The organism is Sphingobium sp. SG1 (assembly GCF_057063145.1).
Map to the genome: position 1 here is coordinate 103,878 of NZ_JBVVOJ010000011.1, position 20,169 is coordinate 124,046.

General features: G+C 66.8%; 18 protein-coding genes. 8 read left to right on the forward strand and 10 right to left on the reverse strand.

The genetic code is table 11. From position 1 onward, the window contains the following. Positions 1 to 22 precede the first annotated feature (22 nt). The 3 genes from AC0KVN_RS20335 to AC0KVN_RS20345 all read right to left on the reverse strand — a co-directional run bounded on the left by AC0KVN_RS20335 (position 23) and on the right by AC0KVN_RS20345 (position 2,864). A complete protein-coding gene (locus AC0KVN_RS20335; RefSeq protein WP_435567862.1) occupies positions 23 to 1,045 on the reverse strand; it encodes a phytanoyl-CoA dioxygenase family protein in 1,023 nt (340 codons plus the stop codon). A gap of 146 nt (positions 1,046 to 1,191) precedes the next feature. After that, a complete protein-coding gene (locus AC0KVN_RS20340) occupies positions 1,192 to 2,163 on the reverse strand; it encodes a quinone oxidoreductase family protein (RefSeq protein WP_435567861.1) in 972 nt (323 codons plus the stop codon). Next, the gene (locus AC0KVN_RS20345; RefSeq protein WP_435567860.1) at positions 2,163 to 2,864 is read right to left on the reverse strand and encodes a dienelactone hydrolase family protein; all 702 of its coding nucleotides are present in this window, start codon (positions 2,862 to 2,864) and stop codon (positions 2,163 to 2,165) included. Before AC0KVN_RS20345 ends, AC0KVN_RS20340 begins: the two co-directional genes overlap by 1 nt. 164 nt (positions 2,865 to 3,028) lie before the next feature. On the opposite strand from AC0KVN_RS20345, the gene AC0KVN_RS20350 reads away from it, so the two are divergent. The 7 genes from AC0KVN_RS20350 to pepN all read left to right on the forward strand — a co-directional run bounded on the left by AC0KVN_RS20350 (position 3,029) and on the right by pepN (position 11,541). Continuing rightward, complete coding sequence (locus AC0KVN_RS20350; RefSeq protein WP_004209166.1) at positions 3,029 to 3,286, forward strand: DUF6489 family protein; 258 nt, start codon at positions 3,029 to 3,031, stop codon at positions 3,284 to 3,286. Next, on the forward strand, positions 3,287 to 4,573 hold the full coding sequence (gene mnmE, locus AC0KVN_RS20355) for a tRNA uridine-5-carboxymethylaminomethyl(34) synthesis GTPase MnmE (RefSeq protein ID WP_435567859.1): 1,287 nt from the start codon (positions 3,287 to 3,289) through the stop codon (positions 4,571 to 4,573). An 89-nt stretch (positions 4,574 to 4,662) separates the two neighbouring features. Continuing rightward, the gene (gene mnmG, locus AC0KVN_RS20360) at positions 4,663 to 6,513 is read left to right on the forward strand and encodes a tRNA uridine-5-carboxymethylaminomethyl(34) synthesis enzyme MnmG (RefSeq protein WP_435567858.1); all 1,851 of its coding nucleotides are present in this window, start codon (positions 4,663 to 4,665) and stop codon (positions 6,511 to 6,513) included. Further along, positions 6,510 to 7,151, forward strand: coding sequence for a 16S rRNA (guanine(527)-N(7))-methyltransferase RsmG (rsmG, locus tag AC0KVN_RS20365; protein WP_313393476.1), 642 nt, complete (start codon positions 6,510 to 6,512; stop codon positions 7,149 to 7,151). The genes mnmG and rsmG overlap by 4 nt, the downstream gene beginning before the upstream one ends. Next, on the forward strand, positions 7,148 to 7,930 hold the full coding sequence (locus tag AC0KVN_RS20370; protein ID WP_037508856.1) for a ParA family protein: 783 nt from the start codon (positions 7,148 to 7,150) through the stop codon (positions 7,928 to 7,930). Before rsmG ends, AC0KVN_RS20370 begins: the two co-directional genes overlap by 4 nt. Further along, positions 7,927 to 8,856 (forward strand): ParB/RepB/Spo0J family partition protein, encoded by a 930-nt coding sequence (locus AC0KVN_RS20375; protein WP_483656363.1) that lies wholly within the window; start codon positions 7,927 to 7,929, stop codon positions 8,854 to 8,856. Before AC0KVN_RS20370 ends, AC0KVN_RS20375 begins: the two co-directional genes overlap by 4 nt. 81 nt (positions 8,857 to 8,937) lie before the next feature. Next, positions 8,938 to 11,541: an aminopeptidase N gene (gene pepN / locus AC0KVN_RS20380; RefSeq protein ID WP_435567857.1), complete on the forward strand. Its 2,604-nt coding sequence runs from the start codon at positions 8,938 to 8,940 to the stop codon at positions 11,539 to 11,541. Positions 11,542 to 11,583: 42 nt separating this feature from the next. Here pepN and AC0KVN_RS20385 read toward each other — a convergent pair whose 3' ends face one another. From AC0KVN_RS20385 to AC0KVN_RS20400, 4 genes are read right to left on the reverse strand one after another with little or no spacing between them, the layout of a single operon-like run. Beyond that, the gene (locus AC0KVN_RS20385; protein ID WP_169862197.1) at positions 11,584 to 12,198 is read right to left on the reverse strand and encodes an ABC-type transport auxiliary lipoprotein family protein; all 615 of its coding nucleotides are present in this window, start codon (positions 12,196 to 12,198) and stop codon (positions 11,584 to 11,586) included. Positions 12,199 to 12,209: 11 nt separating this feature from the next. Beyond that, positions 12,210 to 13,172, reverse strand: a complete 963-nt coding sequence (locus tag AC0KVN_RS20390; RefSeq protein ID WP_435567856.1) for an MlaD family protein — start codon at positions 13,170 to 13,172, stop codon at positions 12,210 to 12,212. A gap of 3 nt (positions 13,173 to 13,175) precedes the next feature. After that, the gene (locus AC0KVN_RS20395; protein WP_004209157.1) at positions 13,176 to 14,051 is read right to left on the reverse strand and encodes an ABC transporter ATP-binding protein; all 876 of its coding nucleotides are present in this window, start codon (positions 14,049 to 14,051) and stop codon (positions 13,176 to 13,178) included. Then, on the reverse strand, positions 14,051 to 15,163 hold the full coding sequence (locus tag AC0KVN_RS20400) for an MlaE family ABC transporter permease (protein ID WP_435567855.1): 1,113 nt from the start codon (positions 15,161 to 15,163) through the stop codon (positions 14,051 to 14,053). Before AC0KVN_RS20400 ends, AC0KVN_RS20395 begins: the two co-directional genes overlap by 1 nt. Before the next feature lie 98 nt (positions 15,164 to 15,261). On the opposite strand from AC0KVN_RS20400, the gene AC0KVN_RS20405 reads away from it, so the two are divergent. After that, positions 15,262 to 15,936, forward strand: coding sequence for an HAD family hydrolase (locus AC0KVN_RS20405; RefSeq protein WP_201450231.1), 675 nt, complete (start codon positions 15,262 to 15,264; stop codon positions 15,934 to 15,936). Positions 15,937 to 15,940: 4 nt separating this feature from the next. On the opposite strand, the gene AC0KVN_RS20410 is transcribed toward AC0KVN_RS20405, so the two are convergent. The 3 genes from AC0KVN_RS20410 to AC0KVN_RS20420 form a co-directional block, all read right to left on the reverse strand. Then, on the reverse strand, positions 15,941 to 17,794 hold the full coding sequence (locus AC0KVN_RS20410; RefSeq protein ID WP_435567854.1) for an AsmA family protein: 1,854 nt from the start codon (positions 17,792 to 17,794) through the stop codon (positions 15,941 to 15,943). Between the two features lie 67 nt (positions 17,795 to 17,861). Continuing rightward, positions 17,862 to 18,794, reverse strand: coding sequence for a 2-hydroxyacid dehydrogenase (locus tag AC0KVN_RS20415; protein ID WP_037519215.1), 933 nt, complete (start codon positions 18,792 to 18,794; stop codon positions 17,862 to 17,864). Next, the gene (locus AC0KVN_RS20420) at positions 18,794 to 20,134 is read right to left on the reverse strand and encodes a cystathionine gamma-synthase family protein (RefSeq protein ID WP_435567853.1); all 1,341 of its coding nucleotides are present in this window, start codon (positions 20,132 to 20,134) and stop codon (positions 18,794 to 18,796) included. Before AC0KVN_RS20420 ends, AC0KVN_RS20415 begins: the two co-directional genes overlap by 1 nt. Positions 20,135 to 20,169 lie beyond the last annotated feature (35 nt).

Sequence of the window (20,169 nt, forward strand, 5' to 3'; positions counted from 1 at the left end):
ATCGCAATCGGCCCGCCCACGCTCAGTCGTCGGCGGGCCTTTTCATGCCTGCGGGGCGCCAGGGATGGCCTATCCAGCGTGCCACGGCATCGCGCAGGCCCCAGCGCAGGTTGATGCGCCGTTCGGTGATTCCGGGCAGGCTCCAAATGTCGAGCCCCACTAGCGGCCGGAAGGGGTTGCGCCGGCCGTAGGCCCAGAGTTCGACGCGGGTGGAACGCTGCGCCGCTTCGCCCCGCGCATGGAAGCCGAAAGTGTCGGCGATCACCAATGTGTTGGCAGGGACCGGAAACTGGCGCGGCGGCGGCAGGCCAAGACCGGCCAGTTCCGCTTCGTCGATCCGCAGCGAGCCGCGCGCCGACAGGCGGCAATCGCCATCGCGTGCTGTCAGGCTGCGCTGCTTCTCCCACGCTGCGCGCGCGGGGGTCAAGCGATGCGATCCGGGGACATAGGTGAAGGGGCCGCCTTCGGCCGGGACGTCTTCCAGGAACAGCCAAGCCTTCATCGCGGGGTGAAAGGTGTCGGCGTGTAATTGGGTCTGGGGATCGGGCGCACCGTCCCGCCGATGGGTGAGAATGGTCTGGATGTAGATCAGCGGCTCGACGTTGAAGCCGGCGGCATAGCGCGCCAGCGCGCGCCAGCGGGGATGATCGAGAAAGCGGGCCACCGCGGGCATTGCGCGCCGGGCGGCGCCGTCCAGTGCGTAACGGCGGGTGATGGTATGGCCCTGTGCCATTTCACGTGGAACAGCCTGATAGGCTGCAATCTGCTCGCGCAGGGCGGCAAACTGTTCCGGCGGCAGGAAGTCGCGAATCTCGATGAAACCGTCGCGATCAAAGGCATGACGATCGGCTGCGGAAAGATTTGCGGCGAGACGCGAGCGACGACGGGCTGTCATCCATTGGGCGAGCCTGACGCGCCCGACATGGAGGCCCAGCGCATTGAGCCGGGACGAACCGATCAGCGGATTGTCGAGAAAGGACTTGGCCCCAGTCGCCAACTGCAGGGTCCACCATGGCAACAGGATCCACTGGGCCAATCGGGGCATGTTCTTGTTCTTCCGGGACGGCTGCATCTCCTGTCGGATACTGCAAATGACGATCAATAGGGAAGGGCGGGCAGACTGTCTGCACAAAAAAAGGGACGGCATGTGTCATGCCGCCCCTGATGAGATTATGAAGATCAGCCAGAGGCTTAGGGGATCAGGATGGTACTGCCGGTCGTCTGGCGCCCTTCCAGTGCGCGATGGGCGTCCGCGGCGTCGGCGAGAGCGAAGCTCTGGCCGATCTGGGCCGATATGATGCCGCGTGCCATACGGTCGAACAGGCGTTCGGCGGTGTTGGCCAGATCCTCGGCCGTCGCGACATAGTCGAACAGGGTCGGGCGGCTGACATAGAGCGATCCATTGCGACTGAGATCGAGCAGGCTGATCGGCGGCACCGCGCCCGATGCATTGCCATAGCTGACCAGCAGGCCGCGGCGGCGGAGGCTGGCGAGCGATGCGGCCCAGCTATCCTTGCCGACGCCATCATAGGCAACGGCGACACCCTTGCCGTCGGTCAGGTCGCGCACCTGCGCCGCCAGATCGTCGAGCGGGCCGGACAGGCTGTGGTCGGCATCGACCCTGGCCGCCTTTTCGGGCGATCCGCTATGGGCGATCACGACCACGCCCTTTTCGCGCAGCCAGGGCACCAGCACCGATCCCACGCCGCCGGCGGCGGCATGGACCAAGGCGACATCGCCGGGCAGCAGGTCGATCATGTCCTCGGCCAGATAACAGGCGGTCATGCCCTTGAGCATCATTGCAGCGGCATCGCGCGTGCTGACCGCATCGGGGATGCGCACGACCCGGTCGGCCGGGACGATGCGATGGGTGGCATAGGCGCCCAGGCCGGCGGCGCAGCCGACCTTGTCACCCACGGCAATGCCACTGACGCCCGCACCCACCGCAACGACATGGCCCGCACCCTCCGACCCCAGCGTCAGGGGCAGGGGGGCGGGGTAGAGGCCGGTGCGATAATAGGTGTCGATGAAATTGAGGCCGATCGCATCCTGCGCGATCAGCACCTCGCCCTCACCGGGCGCGCCCGGATCGAAACGCTCGCGCTCGATCGCCTCGGGGCCGCCATGGGCCCGGACGATCATCCGCCATGCATCACCCGACATCAGGCGAGCGCCTGCGCGAAGAAGTCGGCGGTGCGACGGTCGGCCAGCTGGGCGGCTTCCTCGACCCGGCGGTCGCCCATCTCGGCAGCGAAACCATGATCCAGCCCTTCATAGTCATGCAGGGTAACGTGGCGGTTGTCCTTCAGCCCATCATGCATCTTGGCCTGAACGTCGGCGGGGACGAAGCCGTCATTGGTCGGGATATGCAGCATGGTCGGCTTGCCGATGGCATGTTGTTCGCCCAGCAGCCCGTCGATGCCCACGCCATAATAGCCGACAAAGGCATCGCCATCGGTGCGGCAGGCGGTCATGAAGGCAACGCGACCGCCCAGGCAATAGCCGACGACGCCGACCTTGGCCGGGCCTTCCAGCATCGCGCGCGCGGCGCGGATGGTCGCCTCGATATCGCGGACGCCCTGATCCAGGTTGAAACGGGGGATATAGTCGAGCGCCTGCTGCATCTGTTCGGGGATGTCAGCGTCCAGCTCGATATGCGGATCGATGCGCCAGAACAGGTCGGGCGCGATCGCCAGATAACCGGCGCGGGCCCAGCTGTCGCATTTGCGGCGGATGCCCTCATTGACGCCGAAAATCTCCTGGATGACGATGATCGCCGCCTTGGGGGCGCTGTCGGGCGTGGCGACATAGGCGTCGAACTGGCCGTCGCCTTCCAGCGTCTTGATCGGAATATAGTCTGCCATGGGATATCCTTCCGCCTTGGGAGTCTGTTAGGTCGAGGCGCATATTGGCGCCTTGGGCGAGGGGTGCAAGCGCGCTGTCGCGCCCAAAAAATTTGCCATCGCCGGCCTGTTTGCGGCATGAGATGGAGCGACAGGCGGATGACCGCGACAGGGAAGGGCAGCAGATGAAAGTGACCGTCGACGTGGATTGCACCCCGGCCGAGGCGCGCGCCTTTCTGGGCCTGCCGGACGTCAGCCCCATCCACGACAAATATATCAAGACCATGTTGGACAGCATGGACGGCATTGGCAGCGTCGAGCAGATGGAGACGCTGTTCAAGAGCTTCTCGCCGATGGGCGATGCGGGCGTGCGGCTGTTCAAGCAGATGATGGATATCGGCCTGTCCGGCATGGCGGGCAAGAATGGCGACAAGAAGGATTAAGTGAGCGAGACGATCTTCGCCCTGTCGAGCGGCGCGCCGCCGGCGGGGATTGGCGTGGTGCGCGTCAGCGGCCCGATGGCGGGCGCGGCGTTGCAGGCGCTGGCCGGGCGACTGCCCAGCCCCCGCATGGCGAGCCTGGCGCTGCTGAGCGATCCGCGTGACGGTACGCCGCTCGACCGGGCGCTGCTCTTGTGGTTGCCGGGGCCGCGCACGGTGACGGGCGAGGATATGGCCGAGTTGCATTGCCATGGTGGCCGCGCGGTGATTGCTGCGGTCGAGGCGGCGCTGGGCGCGATGCCAGAGTTGCGCCGCGCGACTGCGGGGGAGTTCACCCGCCGCGCCTTTGCCCATGGCCGCATGGACCTGAACGAGGTCGAGGGATTGGCGGACCTGCTGGCGGCCGAGACGCAGCAACAGCGGCGCGCGGCACTGGCGATGATGGAGGGCCATTTCTCGCAGCGGATCGACGGCTGGCGCATGCGGCTGCTCGACCTGTCGGCGATGGCCGAGGCCGCGCTCGACTTCTCCGACGAGGATGATGTGCCCGACGCCGATATCGAGGCGCGGATCGGGCAGGGGGTGATGGCCCTGGCGGATGATGTCGGCGCGCTGCTTTCGGCGCCTTCTGCCGAGCGGCTGCGCGATGGCATTCGGGTGGTGCTGGCCGGGCCGCCCAATGCCGGCAAGTCGACCTTGCTCAACCGGTTGGTGGGACGCGAGGCGGCGATCGTGTCCGATATTGCCGGCACCACCCGCGACCGGATCGAAGTGCCCGCCGCGATTGGCGGCACCGCCTTCCTGTTCACCGACACGGCTGGACTACGCGACGAGACCGGCGACGCGATCGAGGCGATCGGCATCGACCGCGCACGCGCCGCGCTGGAGGCGGCGGACATCATCCTGTGGCTGGGCGATCCGGCCGAGGCACCACGCGAGGATGCGCTGCTGATCGCGGCGCAGAGCGATGTCGCGCTATATGGTTCCGACCGGCCCGGCCTGCGTCTGTCGGCGCGGACGGGGGAGGGGATGGACGCGCTGGTGGCGATGCTGCTCGATCGGGCGGCGACGCTGCTGCCGGGCGAGGGCGACTATGCCCTGCATGCGCGGCAACGGGAGGGCGTGCGCCAACTGCACGACCATCTGCTCGCCGCAGGCGCGGCCCGCGACCTGCTGGTGCTGGCGGAGGAGTTGCGCCTGGGGCGGCGAACCATTGATGCGCTGACCGGACAGGCGGGGACCGAGGATATGCTCGACCGTCTCTTCTCGGGATTCTGTATCGGGAAGTGAGCGAAATTTCCGCGTGTGATGGCTGATAGTGCGATGTTCCACGTGGAACGCTTTTGACCGCAGGCCCCTGAATCTGATATGGGGCCGCCATGCGAACAAGCTATGATGTGATCGTGGTCGGTGGTGGCCATGCCGGCTGCGAGGCGGCCGCTGCGGCAGCGCGCAAGGGCGCAGCGGTGGCGCTGCTCACCTTCGAGCGGGCGACCGTGGGTGCCATGTCCTGTAACCCGGCGATCGGCGGTCTGGGCAAGGGCCATCTGGTCCGTGAAGTGGATGCGCTTGACGGGTTGATCGGCCGGGCTGCCGACGCCGGCGCGATCCATTATCGCATGCTCAACAGCAGCAAGGGCGCCGCCGTCCAGGGACCGCGCGTGCAGGCCGACCGCAAGCGCTACAGGGCGGCAATCCACCAGATGCTCGACGCCCAGGCGGGCCTTGATATTGTCGAGGGTGAGGCAGTGGGCCTGATCGTCCGCGACGGCGCGGTGGCGGGTCTGGCGCTGGCTGATGGCCGGACGCTGGAGGCACCCTCGGTCGTGCTGGCGACCGGCACCTTCCTTGGCGGCAAGCTGTTCCGGGGTGAGGATGTGGATGTCGGGGGTCGCACTGGCGAGCGGGCGGCAACCGCGCTGGGGGTGCAGTTGCGCGAGATCGGCCTGCCGATCGGCCGGCTGAAGACCGGGACGCCGCCGCGCATCGACGGCCGCACCATCGACTGGGCGGTGCTGGAGGAGCAGGCGTCGGACGGCGAGGGCTGGACCATGTCGCCGCTGTCGGATCATCGGCCGCTGCCGCAACTGGCCTGTGCCATCACCCGCACCAATGAGCGGACCCATGCGATCATCCGCGAAGGGCTGGGGCGATCGCCCCTGTTCAGTGGCGCGATCGAGGGGCGGGGGCCGCGCTATTGCCCGTCGATCGAGGATAAGGTGATCCGCTTCGGCGATCGCGACGGCCATCAGATTTTCCTGGAGCCGGAAGGGCTGGACGATGCGCTGGTCTATCCCAATGGCATCAGCACCTCGCTGCCGGCCGATGTGCAGCTGGCCATGATCCGGTCGATGCGCGGGCTGGAGCAGGCGGAGATCGTCGTGCCGGGCTACGCGGTGGAGTATGACCATATCGATCCGCGTGCTCTGGATGCCAGCCTGGAAGTGCGGGCGCTGCCCGGCCTCTTCTGCGCGGGGCAGATCAATGGCACGACCGGCTATGAGGAGGCGGCGGCCCAGGGGCTGGTGGCCGGCACCAATGCCGCGGCGCGGGCACAGAGCGAGGCGCCGATGATCCTCGACCGGGCCAGTTCCTATATCGGCGTGATGATCGATGATCTGGTGCTGCAGGGCGTGACCGAACCCTATCGCATGCTGACCGCGCGCGCCGAATATCGGCTGCGGCTGCGCGCCGACAATGCCGAGACGCGGTTGGGGGGTATCGGCCTGACCCATGGCATCATTGGTCCGGATCGGGCGGCGCGCTTCGCCGCACGGGCCACCGCACGGGCCGCGATCGAAGCGGAACTGGCGCGACCCTATACCGCGACCGAGATGGCGCGGGCAGGGGCGACCGTGCGGCAGGATGGCGCACGGCGCAGCCTGTTCGAATGGGCGCGCTTCCCGGAAGTACAAGCGGAGCTGCTGGTGACGCTGGCGCCGAGCCTGGCAGAGGCGCCGGCGGACTTGCGGGCCGAGATTTTGGAGGACGCCCATTATGCGCCCTATCTCGAACGACAGGATGCGGAGATCGCCGCCCTGCGTCGGGACGAGCGCGTGGCCATTCCGGCGGACTTCGACTTTGCCAATGTCGGCGGCCTGTCGACCGAGATGATCGAGCGGCTGGACGGGGCTCGTCCCGACACGCTGGCCGCCGCGGGCCGTATCCGCGGCATCACCCCGGCGGCGCTGGCCGCCATCCTTGTCCATGTGCGGCGGAAGGCAGCATGACCGAAGACGAAGCGCGGGCCTGGCTCGACGCGCATTTTGATGTTCCACGTGAAACATGGGATCGGCTGGAGCGCTATGTGTCGCTTTTGCTGTCCGCGATGGACGAACAGAATCTGATCGCCGAATCGACCCGGCCCCATGTCTGGGCGCGGCATATCGTCGACTCGGCCCAGCTGCTTCTGCATGCTAAGGATGCGGGCGAGGGGCCTTGGATGGACCTCGGCTCGGGCGCCGGCTTGCCCGGCATTGTCGTCGCCAGCATGTCCGACCGGCCGCTGATCATGGTCGAATCGCGCCGCAAGCGGATCGACTTCCTCAATGATGTGATCGCGGAGCTGGGACTGACCAACGCCTCCGTCTTTGGCGGGCGGGTCGAGGTCGCGCCGCCGACCAAGTCCGCCGTTATCAGCGCCCGCGCCTATGCGCCGCTGCCCAAATTGCTCCAGTCGGCCCAGCATCTGTCCGATGAAAAGACGATTTGGGTGCTGCCCAAGGGACGAAATGCGCAGAATGAACTGGAGACCGCGCGTCCGGCATGGCAAGGTGCGTTTCATGTGGAACGCAGCGTGACCGACGCCGACAGCGCCATCATCGTCGCGCGATCCGTCAAACCTGTCAAAAAGAAGGGTCGAGGATGATTTGTATCGCCATCGCCAATCAGAAGGGCGGAGTCGGCAAGACCACCACGGCTATCAATCTGGCGACCGGCCTGGCCGCGACGGGGCTGCGGGTGCTGCTGGTCGATCTCGATCCGCAAGGCAATGCCTCGACCGGGCTAGGCGTCAATCATGCCGATCGCGAACGCTCGAGCTATGACCTGCTGGTCGGCAATTGCGAACTGGACGAGGCAGTTGTCACCACCCGCGTGCCCAAGCTGGACCTGATCCCGGCGACCCAGGATCTGTCCGGCGCCGAGATCGAGCTGATCGACTATGAGCAGCGCACCCACCGGCTGGAACGGGTGCTGTCCGAGGCACCGGCCGGGCGCTGGGACATCTGCCTGATCGACTGTCCGCCGTCGCTTGGCCTGCTGACGGTCAATGCGATGGTTGCGGCGCAATCGCTGCTGGTGCCGTTGCAGTGCGAATTCTTCGCGCTGGAAGGGCTGTCGCAGCTGTTGCAGACAGTTGAGCGCATCCGCAGCCGGTTCAACACTGGCCTGTCGATCCTGGGCGTGGCGCTGACCATGTATGATCGCCGCAACCGGCTGACCGATCAGGTCGCCGACGATGTGCGCGCCGTGCTGGGCGACCTCGTCTTCACCACCGTCATTCCGCGCAATGTGCGCCTGTCCGAGGCGCCGAGCCATGGCGTGCCGGCGCTCATCTATGATTTCCGCTGTTCGGGGTCGGAAGCCTATATGCGTCTGGCGCGCGAATTGATCGCGCGTCTTCCCCGACAGGAGGTAGCGGCTTGAGCGACGAGATTGGGGAAAAGCAGAAGCCGGTAAAGCGGCCGCACGGTCTGGGCCGCGGCCTGTCGGCGCTGCTGGGCGATGTCAGCCGGGAAGAGCCGGTGGCGGCGAGCGCCAACAGCGCCGCGCCGTCGAGCAAGGCGGTGCAGAATATCGAGGTGGCGCTGATCCAGCCGCACCCCGAACAGCCGCGCCGGCATTTCGATCAGGACGCGCTGCACGAACTGGCTGACAGCATCGCCAAGCGCGGCGTGATCCAGCCGATCATCGTTCGTCCCCATGGCGGCGGCTTCCAGATCGTCGCGGGCGAGCGGCGCTGGCGCGCGGCGCAGAAGGCGCAGCTGCATCGCATTCCGGCGATCGTGCGCGACTTCGACGAGCAGGAAACGCTGGAAATCGCGCTGGTCGAGAATATCCAGCGCGAGGATCTCAACCCGATCGAAGAGGCCGAGGCCTATCGCAAGCTGATCGGCGAATTCCATCATAGCCAGGAAGCGCTGGGCCGCATCGTCGGCAAGTCGCGCAGCCATATCGCTAATCTGATGCGCCTGCTCGACCTGCCCGATCCGGTGCAGCAGGCGGTATCGCACGGGCGGATCAGCATGGGTCATGCCCGCGCGCTGATCGGCGTGCCGGGCTGCGAATCGATGGCGCTGATGGTCGAGCAGAAGGGGCTTTCGGTCCGCGAGACCGAGCAGCTGGTGCGCAAGACCAAGAAGGGCGAGGATGCCGAGCCCAAGTCGCGCGGCGCAACTCCCGGTGGCAAGGATGCCGATATCGCGGCGCTCGAGCAGCATCTGGCCGATATATTGGGCCTGAAGGTCGAGATTGCCGATAGCGGTGACGGGCCGGGCACATTGTCGCTGCGCTATTCGACCCTCGACCAGCTGGACATGCTGTGCCAGCGCCTGTCGGGCGAGCGGATCTAAAAAGCCGCATCGGTTCGGTTCCGGATGAGGGGGGCGTGCAAAGCGCTTCCCCCTCACAGAATCAGGCACTAGGCTGGGGCCATGGCCGATATCCAATCCACCCAAGCCGCCGCTCCCGCCATCATCCGCCGCGCCGATTATCGCGTGCCCGACTGGCTGATCCCCGACATCGCCCTCGACTTCGACCTGGATGCCGCGCGGACGCGGGTCTGGTCCGACATGTCGGTGGCGCGCAATGGCGACCATGACCGGCCGCTGCGACTCGACGGCGACGGGCTGGTGCCGCTGGCGGTGAAGGTCGACGGCCGCAGCCTCAACGAAACGGAATGGACGCTGGAGGCCGGCGCGCTGGTCGTCCCCCTCGGCGGCGCGACGCACAAAGTGGAGGTGCTGGTCGAGCTGGCGCCCGAGAGCAACAGCAAGCTGATGGGCCTCTATGCCAGCGGCGGGCTGCTCTGCACCCAGTGCGAGGCGGAGGGCTTCCGCCGCATCACCTTCTTCCCCGACCGGCCGGATATCCTGTCGCGCTACAGCGTGAAGCTGACCGCCGACAAGGCGCGCTACCCGATCCTGCTCGCCAATGGCGATCCGGTCGAGCAGGGCGATCTGGAGGGCGGTCGCCATTGGGCGCTGTGGAATGATCCTTTCCCCAAGCCTTGTTATCTCTTCGCGCTGGTGGCTGGCGATCTGGCCTGCAACGCGGATCGCTTCGTGACGATGAGCGGCCGCGAAGTGGCTCTGGGCATCTGGGTGCGCGAGGCCGACCTGCCGCGCACCGACCATGCGATGCAGGCGCTCAAGAACAGCATGGCCTGGGACGAGCGCGTCTATGGCCGCGAATATGATCTGGACGTGTTCAACATCGTCGCGGTGGCCGACTTCAATTTCGGCGCGATGGAGAATAAAGGCCTCAACATCTTCAATTCGCGCTACATATTGGCCGATCCGGAGACCGCGACCGACATCGACTATGATGGTGTCGAGGGCGTGGTGGCGCATGAATATTTCCACAACTGGTCGGGCAATCGCGTCACCTGTCGCGACTGGTTCCAGCTGTCGCTGAAGGAAGGCTTCACCGTCTTCCGTGACCAGAATTTCTCGGCCGACATGGGCAGCCATGCGGTCAAGCGGATCGAGGATGTGCGGATTCTGCGCGCGGCCCAGTTTCAGGAGGATTCAGGCCCGCTGGCGCATCCGGTGCGGCCTGAATCCTACATGGAAATCAGCAACTTCTACACGGCGACCATCTATAACAAGGGCGCGGAGCTGATCCGCATGATGGCGCTGATGCTGGGGGCGGAGCGGTTCCGCGCCGGCACCGACCTCTATTTCGACCGGCATGATGGCGAGGCGGCGACCTGCGAGGATTTCGTCCGCGCGATGGAGGAGGGCGGCGAGATCGACCTTGGCCAGTTCCGCCGCTGGTATGAGCAGGCGGGCACGCCCCATGTCCGCGCGCTGCTGAGCCATGATCCGGTCAGCCGCACCGCGGAACTGTTGCTGGAACAGAGCGTGCCGCCGACGCCGGGCCAGCCCGACAAGCGGCCGATGGCCATCCCGCTGCGCGTCGCGCTCTATGATCCGGCGACCGGCAGCCATCATGGCGACCAGTTGCTGATGCTGACGGAGGCGCAGCAGCGTTTCACGTTCGACAATTTCGCCAGCCTGCCGATCCTGTCGATCAACCGCGGCTTTTCCGCGCCGGTGATCGTCGAGACCAATCGCAGCCAGGCCGATCTCGCCTTCCTGTCGGCGCATGATGACGATCCCTTCGCCCGTTATGAGGCGATGCAGCAGCTGATGGTCAATGTGCTGGTCGGCCAGGTGGCCGGCCAGAGCGTCGATGTGACGGCAGTGGTTGACGCGGTGCGCAACACCATCACCGATCCGCTGCTCGACCCCGCCTTCGTCGCGGAAGCGGTGCGCCTGCCAAGCGAAGCCTATCTGGGCGACCAGATGAAGCAGGTGGACCCGGATGCGATCCATGCCGCCCGCGATGCCCTCCAGACGCGCCTGGGCGCCGATCTGGAACCGCTGTGGCGCGATATTCATGCCAGGACCAAGGCGAACGGCTTTGCGGTCTCTCCGGCCGCCAAGGGCGCGCGCAAGCTGCGCAATGTCGCGCTGCTCTATCTGGTCGCCTCGGGCGCGGAGGATGGCCCGGCGATCGCCTATGGCCAATTCAGCGATGCCGACAACATGACCGAACGCCAGTCGGCGCTGGCAACGCTGGCAAGCGGCACCAGCCCGGAACGGGAGGCGGCGCTCGACATCTTCTATAATCGCTACAGCGACGATGCGCTGACCCTGGACAAATGGTTCCAGACCCAGGCCTTCGCCTTCCATCCCGATACGGTGGAACTGGTCGAGCAGCTGGGCCAGCACAAGGCGTTTACGCTGGGTAACCCGAACCGGGTGCGGTCGCTCTACGGCGCCTTTGCCGGCAACCAGTGGGCGTTCCACCACAAGTCGGGCAAGGGCTATCGGCTGGTCGCCGACTGCATCATCGCGCTCGACAAGCTCAATCCGCAGACCGCCGCCCGGCTGGTGCCGCCGCTCGGTCGCTGGAAGCGCTTCGATGAAGGCCGCGCCGCACAGATGCGGGCGGAACTGCAGCGCATCCTGAACGAGCCCGGCCTGTCCAAGGACGTGACCGAGCAGGCGAGCAAGAGCCTGGAGGGATAAGGGAAAGGCGGCGGCCGGGGCGTTCAAACCCCGGCCGGCCGATCAGTCCTTTTGCGCCGCGACCCAGGCGGCGACGTCGGTCGCCACCTTGTTGGCGGCGCTGTTGAGCGGTGCGCCGACGCTGCTGGCGTCGATCTTGCCGCCAACCGGCGCGCTGGCGGTGAAGCGCTGGCGCGCGATCGCGACGCCGGCCGGGGTCATCAGCGCCGCGTCGAAGGTGACGACCGCATTGTTGCTGGCCTGGTCGATGGTGAAGCTGATCAGCTCGCCGCTCAGGCGCTGGCCGCCGTCACCGGAAAACTGGCCGGGATCGAGCACGATCCGGTCCGTCGTCGCCGACACGGTTTCGGCCAGCAGGCGGCGGAACAGATGGCGGGGCGTTTCGGCCCACTGCACCTTGGTCACATAGGCGACCGAGGTCGGCGTCACCTGCACCGGCACGCGCACCGTGTCGATGACGCGCGCGGCTTCGGGATCGACGATGATCAGGCTGCGGCCGCCGCCGGCATTGCTCTGCGCGCCGGTCGGCACCTTGTGCGCGGCGTCGAGCGTCAGCAGCTGCTGCGGCGGCTTGCTGCCGATCGAGACGCAGCCGGACAGGGCGATTGCAGCGGCCAGCGCCAGCGATGCGCCACCCAGTTTCTTGTGGACCATCATCCGGCTCCCTTTCATGGCTTATAGTCGGGCAGCTGGGGCGATCCGACGATCGAGCCCGCGCCCTGCTGGTCGAGTTTTTCGGCGACGCCGCGGAAGGCGCGCGACATTTCACGCAGGTCGCGAACCAGGCGGTTCACTTCCGGCATGGTCTGGTTGCTGAAGGCATGCACGCCGGGCTGCGCTTCGGCGATGGTCTTGTCGAGCGTGTCGATGCTGCGGCTGGCCGAGGCCACGCTCTTGCGCAGGTCGGCCATCAGCGGGCGGCCTTCGTCATTGATCAGGCGGTTGGTGGTCGCGGCCAGCTCGCCGATCTGCTGCGCGGCGACGCCGGTGCGCTGCACCGCGATGCGCGCTTCGGCGAGGGTAGCGGCGATTTCCGGGCTGCGATCGGCCAGCGATCCGGTCACCCGGTCGAGATTGGCGAGGATGCCGGCGATCGACTGCTGATTCTTGTCATTGAGCAGCTCGGTCAGCTTCTCGGTCAGGGTCGACAGCCGCTCCAGCAGCTGCGGCGCATTATTGAGCAGTTCGCCCAGCGCCCCCGGCTTGGTCGGGATCACCGGCACGCCGTCGGGGCAGGCCGAAGTGATATTCTCGGCCGGGCAGAGGATCGGCGGCGCGCCCTTGACCGCGCCGTCCAGCACGATCTCGCTGACGCCGGTGAAGCCGACGCCGGCGATGGTCGCGGTCGTACCCTGCAGCACCGGGGTGCCGTCCTTGACCGAAATGCGGACCTTCACGAAGCTGGGATCACGCTTCCACAGTTCGATCTTCTCGACCTGGCCGGAAGGGACGCCGGAATAATTGACGCCCGATCCCTTGGCGAGGCCGTTCACCGACTGCTTGAAGAAGATGTCATATTCCTTGTTGTCGCCCTGTGACAGGCGCGAGAACCAGAAGGCCGCCGCCATGATGGCGGCCAGCAGCAGCAGCGTGACCGCGCCGACCAGCACATGATTGGACCGGGTTTCCATATCCTATTGCCTTCCGTCCGCTTGTTTTTCGGCAGCGGCCTTGCCGCGTTCGCGCGTAACCGCCGCGGTTGCGGCGCGGCCACGCGGACCGTTGAAATATTCCTGGATCCAGGGGTGATCGAGCGCCAGCAATTCGTCGATCGTCCCGACCGCGATCACCTTCTTGTCGGCCAGCACCGCGACACGGTCGCAGATCGAATAGAGGGTGTCGAGATCATGGGTGATGAGGAAGACGGTGAGGCCCAGCGTCTCCTGCAACTTGCGCGTCTGGTCGTCGAATGCGGCCGCGCCGATCGGGTCGAGGCCGGCGGTCGGCTCGTCGAGGAACAAGAGGTCCGGGTCCAGCGCCAGGGCGCGGGCCAGGCCGGCGCGCTTCTTCATGCCGCCCGACAGTTCGGCCGGATATTTGGGGCCGGCTTCGGCCGGCAGGCCGGTCATGCGGATCTTGTAGGCGGCGATCTCGTCGCGCAGCACCGGGCCGATATTGGGATAATATTCGCGGATCGGCACTTCGACATTCTCGGCCACGGTGAGGGTCGAGAAGAGCGCGCCGCCCTGAAACAGCACGCCCCAGCGCTTGCGGATCGCCAGAGCCTCGTCATCGTCCAGGCGGCCGACCATATCCTCGCCAAAGACATGGACCTCGCCCTCGTCGGGCACCTGAAGCCCGATGATCGATCGCATCAGCACCGACTTGCCGGTGCCCGATCCGCCGACCACGCCCAATATCTCGCCCTTGCGCACGTCGAGGTCGAGATTTTCATGGACGGTCTGGTCGCCGAAGCTGTTCTTCAGGCCGCGCACCGAAATGGCGATATCATCGGACGCGACCGCGCGTTCGATCCGCTCTTCCTTGGCCTGGCGTTCATCGGTGGTCATCAGTTCCAGCCCACCCAGGTGAAGAAGACGGCGAAGAAGGCGTCGAGCACGATCACCAGGAAGATCGCCTGGACCACGGCCGCCGTGGTGCGCAGGCCGACTTCCTCGGCATTGGCCTTGACCTGCATGCCCTGGAAACAGCCGCTGATGCCGATGATCAGGCCGAAGACGGGCGCCTTGATCAGGCCCACCCACAGATCGTGGATCGGCACCACTTCGCGCAGGCGCTGGACGAAGGTGATCGGCGGAATGTCGAGCGACACGGCGCACAGGAAGCCGCCGCCGATGATCGCGATGATCGAGGAATAGAAGCCGAGCAGCGGCATCATCACCACCACGGACAGGGTGCGGGGCAGCACCAGCGCCTCCATCGGCGACACGCCGATGGTGCGCATCGCGTCGACCTCCTCGGTCAGCTTCATCGTGCCGAGTTGGGCCGCGAAGGCCGAGCCGGAGCGGCCGGCGACCATGATCGCGGTCATGAGCACGCCCAGTTCGCGGAAGGTGAGGCGGCCGACCAGGTTGATGGTCAGCATCTCCATGCCGAACTGGCGCAACTGGACGGCGCCCTGCTGGGCGATGACGATACCGATCAGGAAGCTCATCAGGCCGATGATGCCCAGCGCCGAGACGCCGACCACCTCGAACCGCTGGACCACGGCGTTGATGCGGAAGCGGCTGGGGTGACGGATCAGGCCCCAGACCGTGACCAGCACGCCGCCGAAGAAGCCGAGCAGGCCGACCAGCGTGTTGACGGAATTGATCACCGCCTCGCCGATCTGGCCCAAGACCCGGTTGAAGGGGGAGACATAGGTCGGGCGGATATCGACCGGTTCGTCGATCTTGCCGACCGCGCCGATCAGTCGCTTGCAGTCCGTGCTGCCGCCGGACACTTCGGTTTCCAGCCGCTTGGCGGTGCGATGGATGGTCCAGGCGCCGATCGTGTCCATATGGTCGATATCGGCGACGTCGATGCAGGCGATGGGGCCGGAAATGGCGTCCAGCCGGTTCGGCATGTCGTGCAAACAGGCGATCGACCAGGTGCCGGACAGGCGTATGACCTTGCCGCCGTCGTCGCGGCTTTCCTCAACGAGATCAGCGGCTTTGTTCATGTGGAGGGATTAGTGGTCCATTATCGGTTGCGCGGCAAGCCGAAACGGCCCATCCGCCAGACAGAACGACGGGCAAGGGCAAAAGTTTCGGACACGGCATGACATACAGGCTGGCGATTTACGACATGGACCGCACGGTGACCTTTTCGGGCACCTATACCGGCTTTCTCATCCATGTGGCCGCCCATATGGCGCCCTGGCGATTGATCTTCCTGCCGCTCATTCCGTTCGTCATGCTGGCCTATGTAGTGAAGCTGATCAGCCGCCAGACGCTGAAGGAAACCAACCAGTGGCTGATGATCGGCGGCCGGGCGGACCGGGCGAAGCTGCAGCCGCATATCGAAAGCTATGCCGACAAGGTGATGGCGAAGAATGTCCGCGCCGGGGCGCTGGAGCAGATCGCGCAGGATCGCGCGGCGGGCTATCGGCTGGTGCTCGCCACCGCCTCCTACCGCCTCTATGTCGAGGCGATCGCGCGGCGGCTGGGTTTCGACACGGTGATCGCGACCGACCATGTCGGGCAGGATCTGCCCTATGTCCGCGCCAAGATTTCCGGTGAGAATTGCTATGACACCGGCAAGCTGCGGATGATCAAGGCGTGGATGGCGGGCGAGGCGATCGACCGCAGCCAGGCGCATATCCGCGCCTATTCCGACCATGTGTCGGACGCGCCGATGCTGGAATTCGCCGACGAGGCGTTCGCCTCCAACCCGCACCCGCCGCTCGCCAGGCTGGCGGCCGAGCGCGGCTGGACGCGGGTGGACTGGAGCTAAGGGATCAGCGCATCGCGGTGCGGGCGAGGCTATCGCAATCGGCGTCGCCCACGGTCGGCTGCTTCTCGCCGCCGATCGCGTCGCCGATCATCCCGATTATGCCCTTGGCCGATCGGGCGTCCCTGGGCAGCTGAATATCGGGCGTCTTGATCGTGCCGCCGACCGGCACGCTGCCCTTCAGCCGCAACAGGCTGTCCTGCTTGGGCACGCCGCTCAGCGCCAGCGCCAGCCGCTCGTCCGACAGCCGTATCGTGCCCGTGGCATGGGTCTGGGCGCGGGAGGTGTCGATCAGCACCGGACCCGGCCGGGCGATCCCGTCGCGCACATCCAGCCGGGTGATGATGCAGCGCAGGACGGCCTCCTTCCGCTTCGACAGGGTCAGGCCCCGGCCGACATCCTGCCCCATCAGCGCGGCGGTGCGGTCCGGGATGCGGCCGTCGCGCGCGACCAGCGCGATCGTGCCGGTGGATGTGCCCAGCGCCTGACGGATGGTTCTGCCCCGTCCCTTGACCGCGACCCGGCCGATCAGCGCGCCGTCGATCCGGGCGTCGGGGAAGAAATCGAGCAGCCGTGCGCCGCGCATCGCCATGGCGATATCCAGAAGAGGCCCCCCATCGCGCTGGTTGACGCCGATCCGGCCGGACAGCGTGCCGCGTGTGAGGCCCAGCGTCAGTGGTTCGACCGACAGCCGGCTGCGTTCCAGGCTGATCGTGCCAGTGAGCGAGCGGAACGGGCTGGGGCCGGGCCACAGCAATTGCCGAACCTTGAGGTCGAGCTTCCCGTCGGTGCGATGGACGGTGGCGAGGTCGATCGCCGTATCGGGGATCAGGCGCGGTCCGAACTGCGCGCGCTTGGCCGCCGCCTTCGCCTTGCCGGCATGGCTCGCCAGATCGTCGAAATCGAAGCGGTCGGCGCTGAGCGCACCGTCGATCCGTGTGCGGCCATCGCGCTTGCGGATGGTCGCGTGGCCGGCAATGTCGGATCGGCCGATCGTGCCTTTCAGCCCTTCGACGATCCAGTCCGGCCGGTCGCGTGTCACCCGCGCGGTCAGTCTGACCGGCTGGGTGCCGGGCAGGCCAGCCTCGATGATGGCGTCGAGCAGGGCGAGGTCGGTGCCATGGGCGGTCGCCTCGCCGCGCAGATGGCCGATGTCGAGCGGGCCATCCATCGTGCCTTTCAGGGTAAAGCCGACGGCATCGCCGCTGATCGCCGCGTCGAACGGCCAGCGCTGGCCCGGCTGGCTGTCGAGGATCGGGCCGCCGGTCGCGGTGACGATCACGGCATGGCCGCGCACATCGCCGCTGCCCGACAGGCGCAGGCCGCGCGGATCGACGGTCAGCGCGGCATCGACCGATCGCCCGCGCTTGTCGTCGCGATAGGCGATGCGGCTGTCGGCGACGATCAGGCTGTGCAGCGCCGGACGGCCGCCGTGCCTGTCACTGCCCTTGCTGCGCTCGCCGCTCCAATTCTCGCGGCCCTGCGCATCGCGATAGAAATGGAGCCGGGCACGCTGTGCTTCCAGCCGCTCCAGCACTGGCCCGCCGGTCAGCAGACCCCAGACCGAAAAGCCGGCACGGATCTCGCCGATCCGGGCCAGGTCGGGCAAAGCGGGCCTGACCCAGCCGGGTTGCGGCACGCGCAGGTCGCGCAGAGTGACGGTGGGGTGAAAGGACAGGCTGTCTTCCCGCGCCATTGTGCCGATCGTCACCGGCTTGCCGATGCGGTCGGACAGGCGGCGCTCGATCGGCCCCTTCATCCAGCCCCAGGGAAAGGCCGCGAGTGCCAGCAGCAGGATCGCACAAAGCAGGATCAGGCCCACCAGCCCACGCGCCACCCATCGTTTTGCCCCGCTGGCCATCCCTGTCGCTCTCCCGTCCGGCCCGGTCGGCCGTGTCGGCGCTCAACGCGCGGCGTTGCGGCTTGGTTCAGAGCACGCGATTGGGCAGCGGTTCTTCCGCCACGAAGGCGCGGATATTGGCGAGCAGCATCTGTGCCATCTGCGCCACCGCCGCGTCGGTCGCGCCGCCGGTATGCGGGGTCAGGATGCAGTTCGGGACATCGGCCCAGCGCGCGGGATCGGTCGGTTCCTGCGCATAGACGTCGAGCGCAGCGCCGCCCAGCCGGCCGGCGCGCAGAGCGTCGATCAGCGCATCCTCGTCCACCAACTGCCCGCGCGCGACATTGACCAGAAGGCCATTCGGGCCAAGCGCATCGAGGATCGCGGCGGAGATCATGCCGCGATTGTCGTCGGTCGCGCGCGCCGCGACGACCAAAATGTCGCTCTCGGCCGCCAGTGCCGCCAGGCTCTCGCTGCGCGGCCAGGCGAGGCCGGGCTTGTCGCGCGGCCCCCACCAGCGGGTCGTCATGCGCATGGCGTCGGCGCGCGCTGCGATGGCGATGCCGATGCTGCCCATGCCGACGATGCCCAGCCGGGCGCCGGCGATCGAGCGGGTGATGGTCTTGCCGCCGGGAAGCCATTCGCCCGCGCGCAAGGCCCGGTCGCCGCTGACGATCTGCCGCCGATGGGCGAGGATGAGGCCGATTGCATGGTCGGCGACATCCTCGGCATTGGCGTCGCCAGCATGGCTGACGACGATGCCGTTCGCCCGCGCCCAGTCGAGGTCCACTCCGTCATAGCCGACGGTGAAGCAGGCGATCAGCCGCAACCGCGTCATTGCCGCCAGCATGGCGGGATCGAGCCGGAACTCACCGGCGGTGACGAGTATCTCCGCCTCGGCAAGGCGGGCGCGCCCGGCCTCCTCCCATAGCCCCATGACGTCATATTGCATCGCCAGGATCGGCAGCAGTGGCGCGAGATGGGGCTGGGCGATCAGGATGACCGGGCGCAGATGGGCCATTATCCTATCGCCTTCAGCGCCTGGGCGAAGTCGGCGATCAGATCGTCGGCATCCTCGCAGCCGATCGAGATGCGCACCATATTGTCGCCGATCGCCAGCGCCTTCTTGCGCTCAGCCGGCACCGACAAATGGGTCATCGCGGCGGGATGGCTGGCCAGCGTCTCGGTGCCGCCGAGACTTACCGCCAGCTTGGCGATCTTGAGCGCGTCAAGGAAGGCAAAGGCCTCCGCCTCGCCACCCTTCAGATAGAGCGAGAAGGTGGAGCCGGCGCCGGTGCAGTGGCGGCGATAGATGTCGGCCTGCCGCTCGGTCTCCGGAAAGCCGAGATAGACGACCTTCTCCACCTGCGGCTGGTCCTTCAGCCAGGTGCAGACCTTTTCCGCATTCTCGCCCGCGCGGCTCATGCGCAATTCCAGCGTCTCCAGGCTGCGCAACAGCATCCAGGCGCTGTGCGGGTCGAGGATCGTGCCGATCGTGTTGCGCATCAGGCGAATGCTGTTGATGAGGGCATTGGAGCCGAGCACGCCGCCCGCGACCAGATCGCTATGCCCGCCGGCATATTTGGTCAGGCTGTAGATGACGAGGTCGGCGCCATGGTTGATCGGCCGGTGCCACAGCGGCCCCAGGAAGGTATTGTCGATCGCGATCGGCGGGACATGATCCTCGCCCGCAAACAGCGCGTCGCGGCGCGCGACCACCGCCTCCAGATCGACCAGCACATTGGTCGGATTGGCCGGGCTTTCCAGATAGAGCATGGCGACCCGGCCCAGCCCCTTGGCTTTCTCGATCACCGCGCCAATCTCCGCCTCGGTCGCGCCGGCGGGGAAATCGAGCCATTGCACTCCGAATCGGCCGAGGATGCGGCCGATCAGCGATTCGGTCGCGGCATAGAGGGGCGCGCTATGGACGATCACGTCACCCGGCTGCACCAAGGCGAGCAGGGTGGTGGCGATCGCCGACATGCCGCTGGAAAAGAGCAAGGCGTCCTCCGCCTCCTCCCACACCGACAGCCGGTCCTCGGCAATTTCCTGATTGGGGCCGTTGAAGCGCGAATAGATGAGGCCCTCCGCGCCGCCGGGCCGGATGCCGGTCACCCCCTCGAAATGGCGCTTGCCCGCAGCCGCGCTCTCGAAGGCGAAGGTGGAGGTGAGGAAGATCGGCGGTTTCAGCGATCCTTCCGACAGGGTCGGGTCATAGCCATGGCCCATCATCAGGGTCGCGGGCTTCAGCTTGCGGCCGTCAATCTCCAGGATTGGCGCCTTGGGGCGGCGGCGATTATGGGGCGGCTCGGCGCCGGTCAGATCGGCTTCGGTGAGGGGGGGCGGGGTTTCGCCGGTCATGTCATTCTCCTGCATCTGGCGGCCTCTGCTGTGCC

Excerpts from the sequence above, each read along its gene's own strand:
- AC0KVN_RS20335 (WP_435567862.1), bottom strand. The coding sequence starts at position 1,045 with ATGCCCCGATTGGCCCAGTGGATCCTGTTGCCATGGTGGACCCTGCAG.
- AC0KVN_RS20340 (WP_435567861.1), bottom strand. The coding sequence starts at position 2,163 with ATGTCGGGTGATGCATGGCGGATGATCGTCCGGGCCCATGGCGGCCCC.
- AC0KVN_RS20345 (WP_435567860.1), bottom strand. The coding sequence starts at position 2,864 with ATGGCAGACTATATTCCGATCAAGACGCTGGAAGGCGACGGCCAGTTC.
- AC0KVN_RS20350 (WP_004209166.1), top strand. The coding sequence starts at position 3,029 with ATGAAAGTGACCGTCGACGTGGATTGCACCCCGGCCGAGGCGCGCGCC.
- mnmG (WP_435567858.1), top strand. The coding sequence starts at position 4,663 with ATGCGAACAAGCTATGATGTGATCGTGGTCGGTGGTGGCCATGCCGGC.
- rsmG (WP_313393476.1), top strand. The coding sequence starts at position 6,510 with ATGACCGAAGACGAAGCGCGGGCCTGGCTCGACGCGCATTTTGATGTT.
- AC0KVN_RS20370 (WP_037508856.1), top strand. The coding sequence starts at position 7,148 with ATGATTTGTATCGCCATCGCCAATCAGAAGGGCGGAGTCGGCAAGACC.
- pepN (WP_435567857.1), top strand. The coding sequence starts at position 8,938 with ATGGCCGATATCCAATCCACCCAAGCCGCCGCTCCCGCCATCATCCGC.
- AC0KVN_RS20385 (WP_169862197.1), bottom strand. The coding sequence starts at position 12,198 with ATGATGGTCCACAAGAAACTGGGTGGCGCATCGCTGGCGCTGGCCGCT.
- AC0KVN_RS20390 (WP_435567856.1), bottom strand. The coding sequence starts at position 13,172 with ATGGAAACCCGGTCCAATCATGTGCTGGTCGGCGCGGTCACGCTGCTG.
- AC0KVN_RS20395 (WP_004209157.1), bottom strand. The coding sequence starts at position 14,051 with ATGACCACCGATGAACGCCAGGCCAAGGAAGAGCGGATCGAACGCGCG.
- AC0KVN_RS20400 (WP_435567855.1), bottom strand. The coding sequence starts at position 15,163 with ATGAACAAAGCCGCTGATCTCGTTGAGGAAAGCCGCGACGACGGCGGC.
- AC0KVN_RS20405 (WP_201450231.1), top strand. The coding sequence starts at position 15,262 with ATGACATACAGGCTGGCGATTTACGACATGGACCGCACGGTGACCTTT.
- AC0KVN_RS20410 (WP_435567854.1), bottom strand. The coding sequence starts at position 17,794 with ATGGCCAGCGGGGCAAAACGATGGGTGGCGCGTGGGCTGGTGGGCCTG.
- AC0KVN_RS20415 (WP_037519215.1), bottom strand. The coding sequence starts at position 18,794 with ATGGCCCATCTGCGCCCGGTCATCCTGATCGCCCAGCCCCATCTCGCG.
- AC0KVN_RS20420 (WP_435567853.1), bottom strand. The coding sequence starts at position 20,134 with ATGACCGGCGAAACCCCGCCCCCCCTCACCGAAGCCGATCTGACCGGC.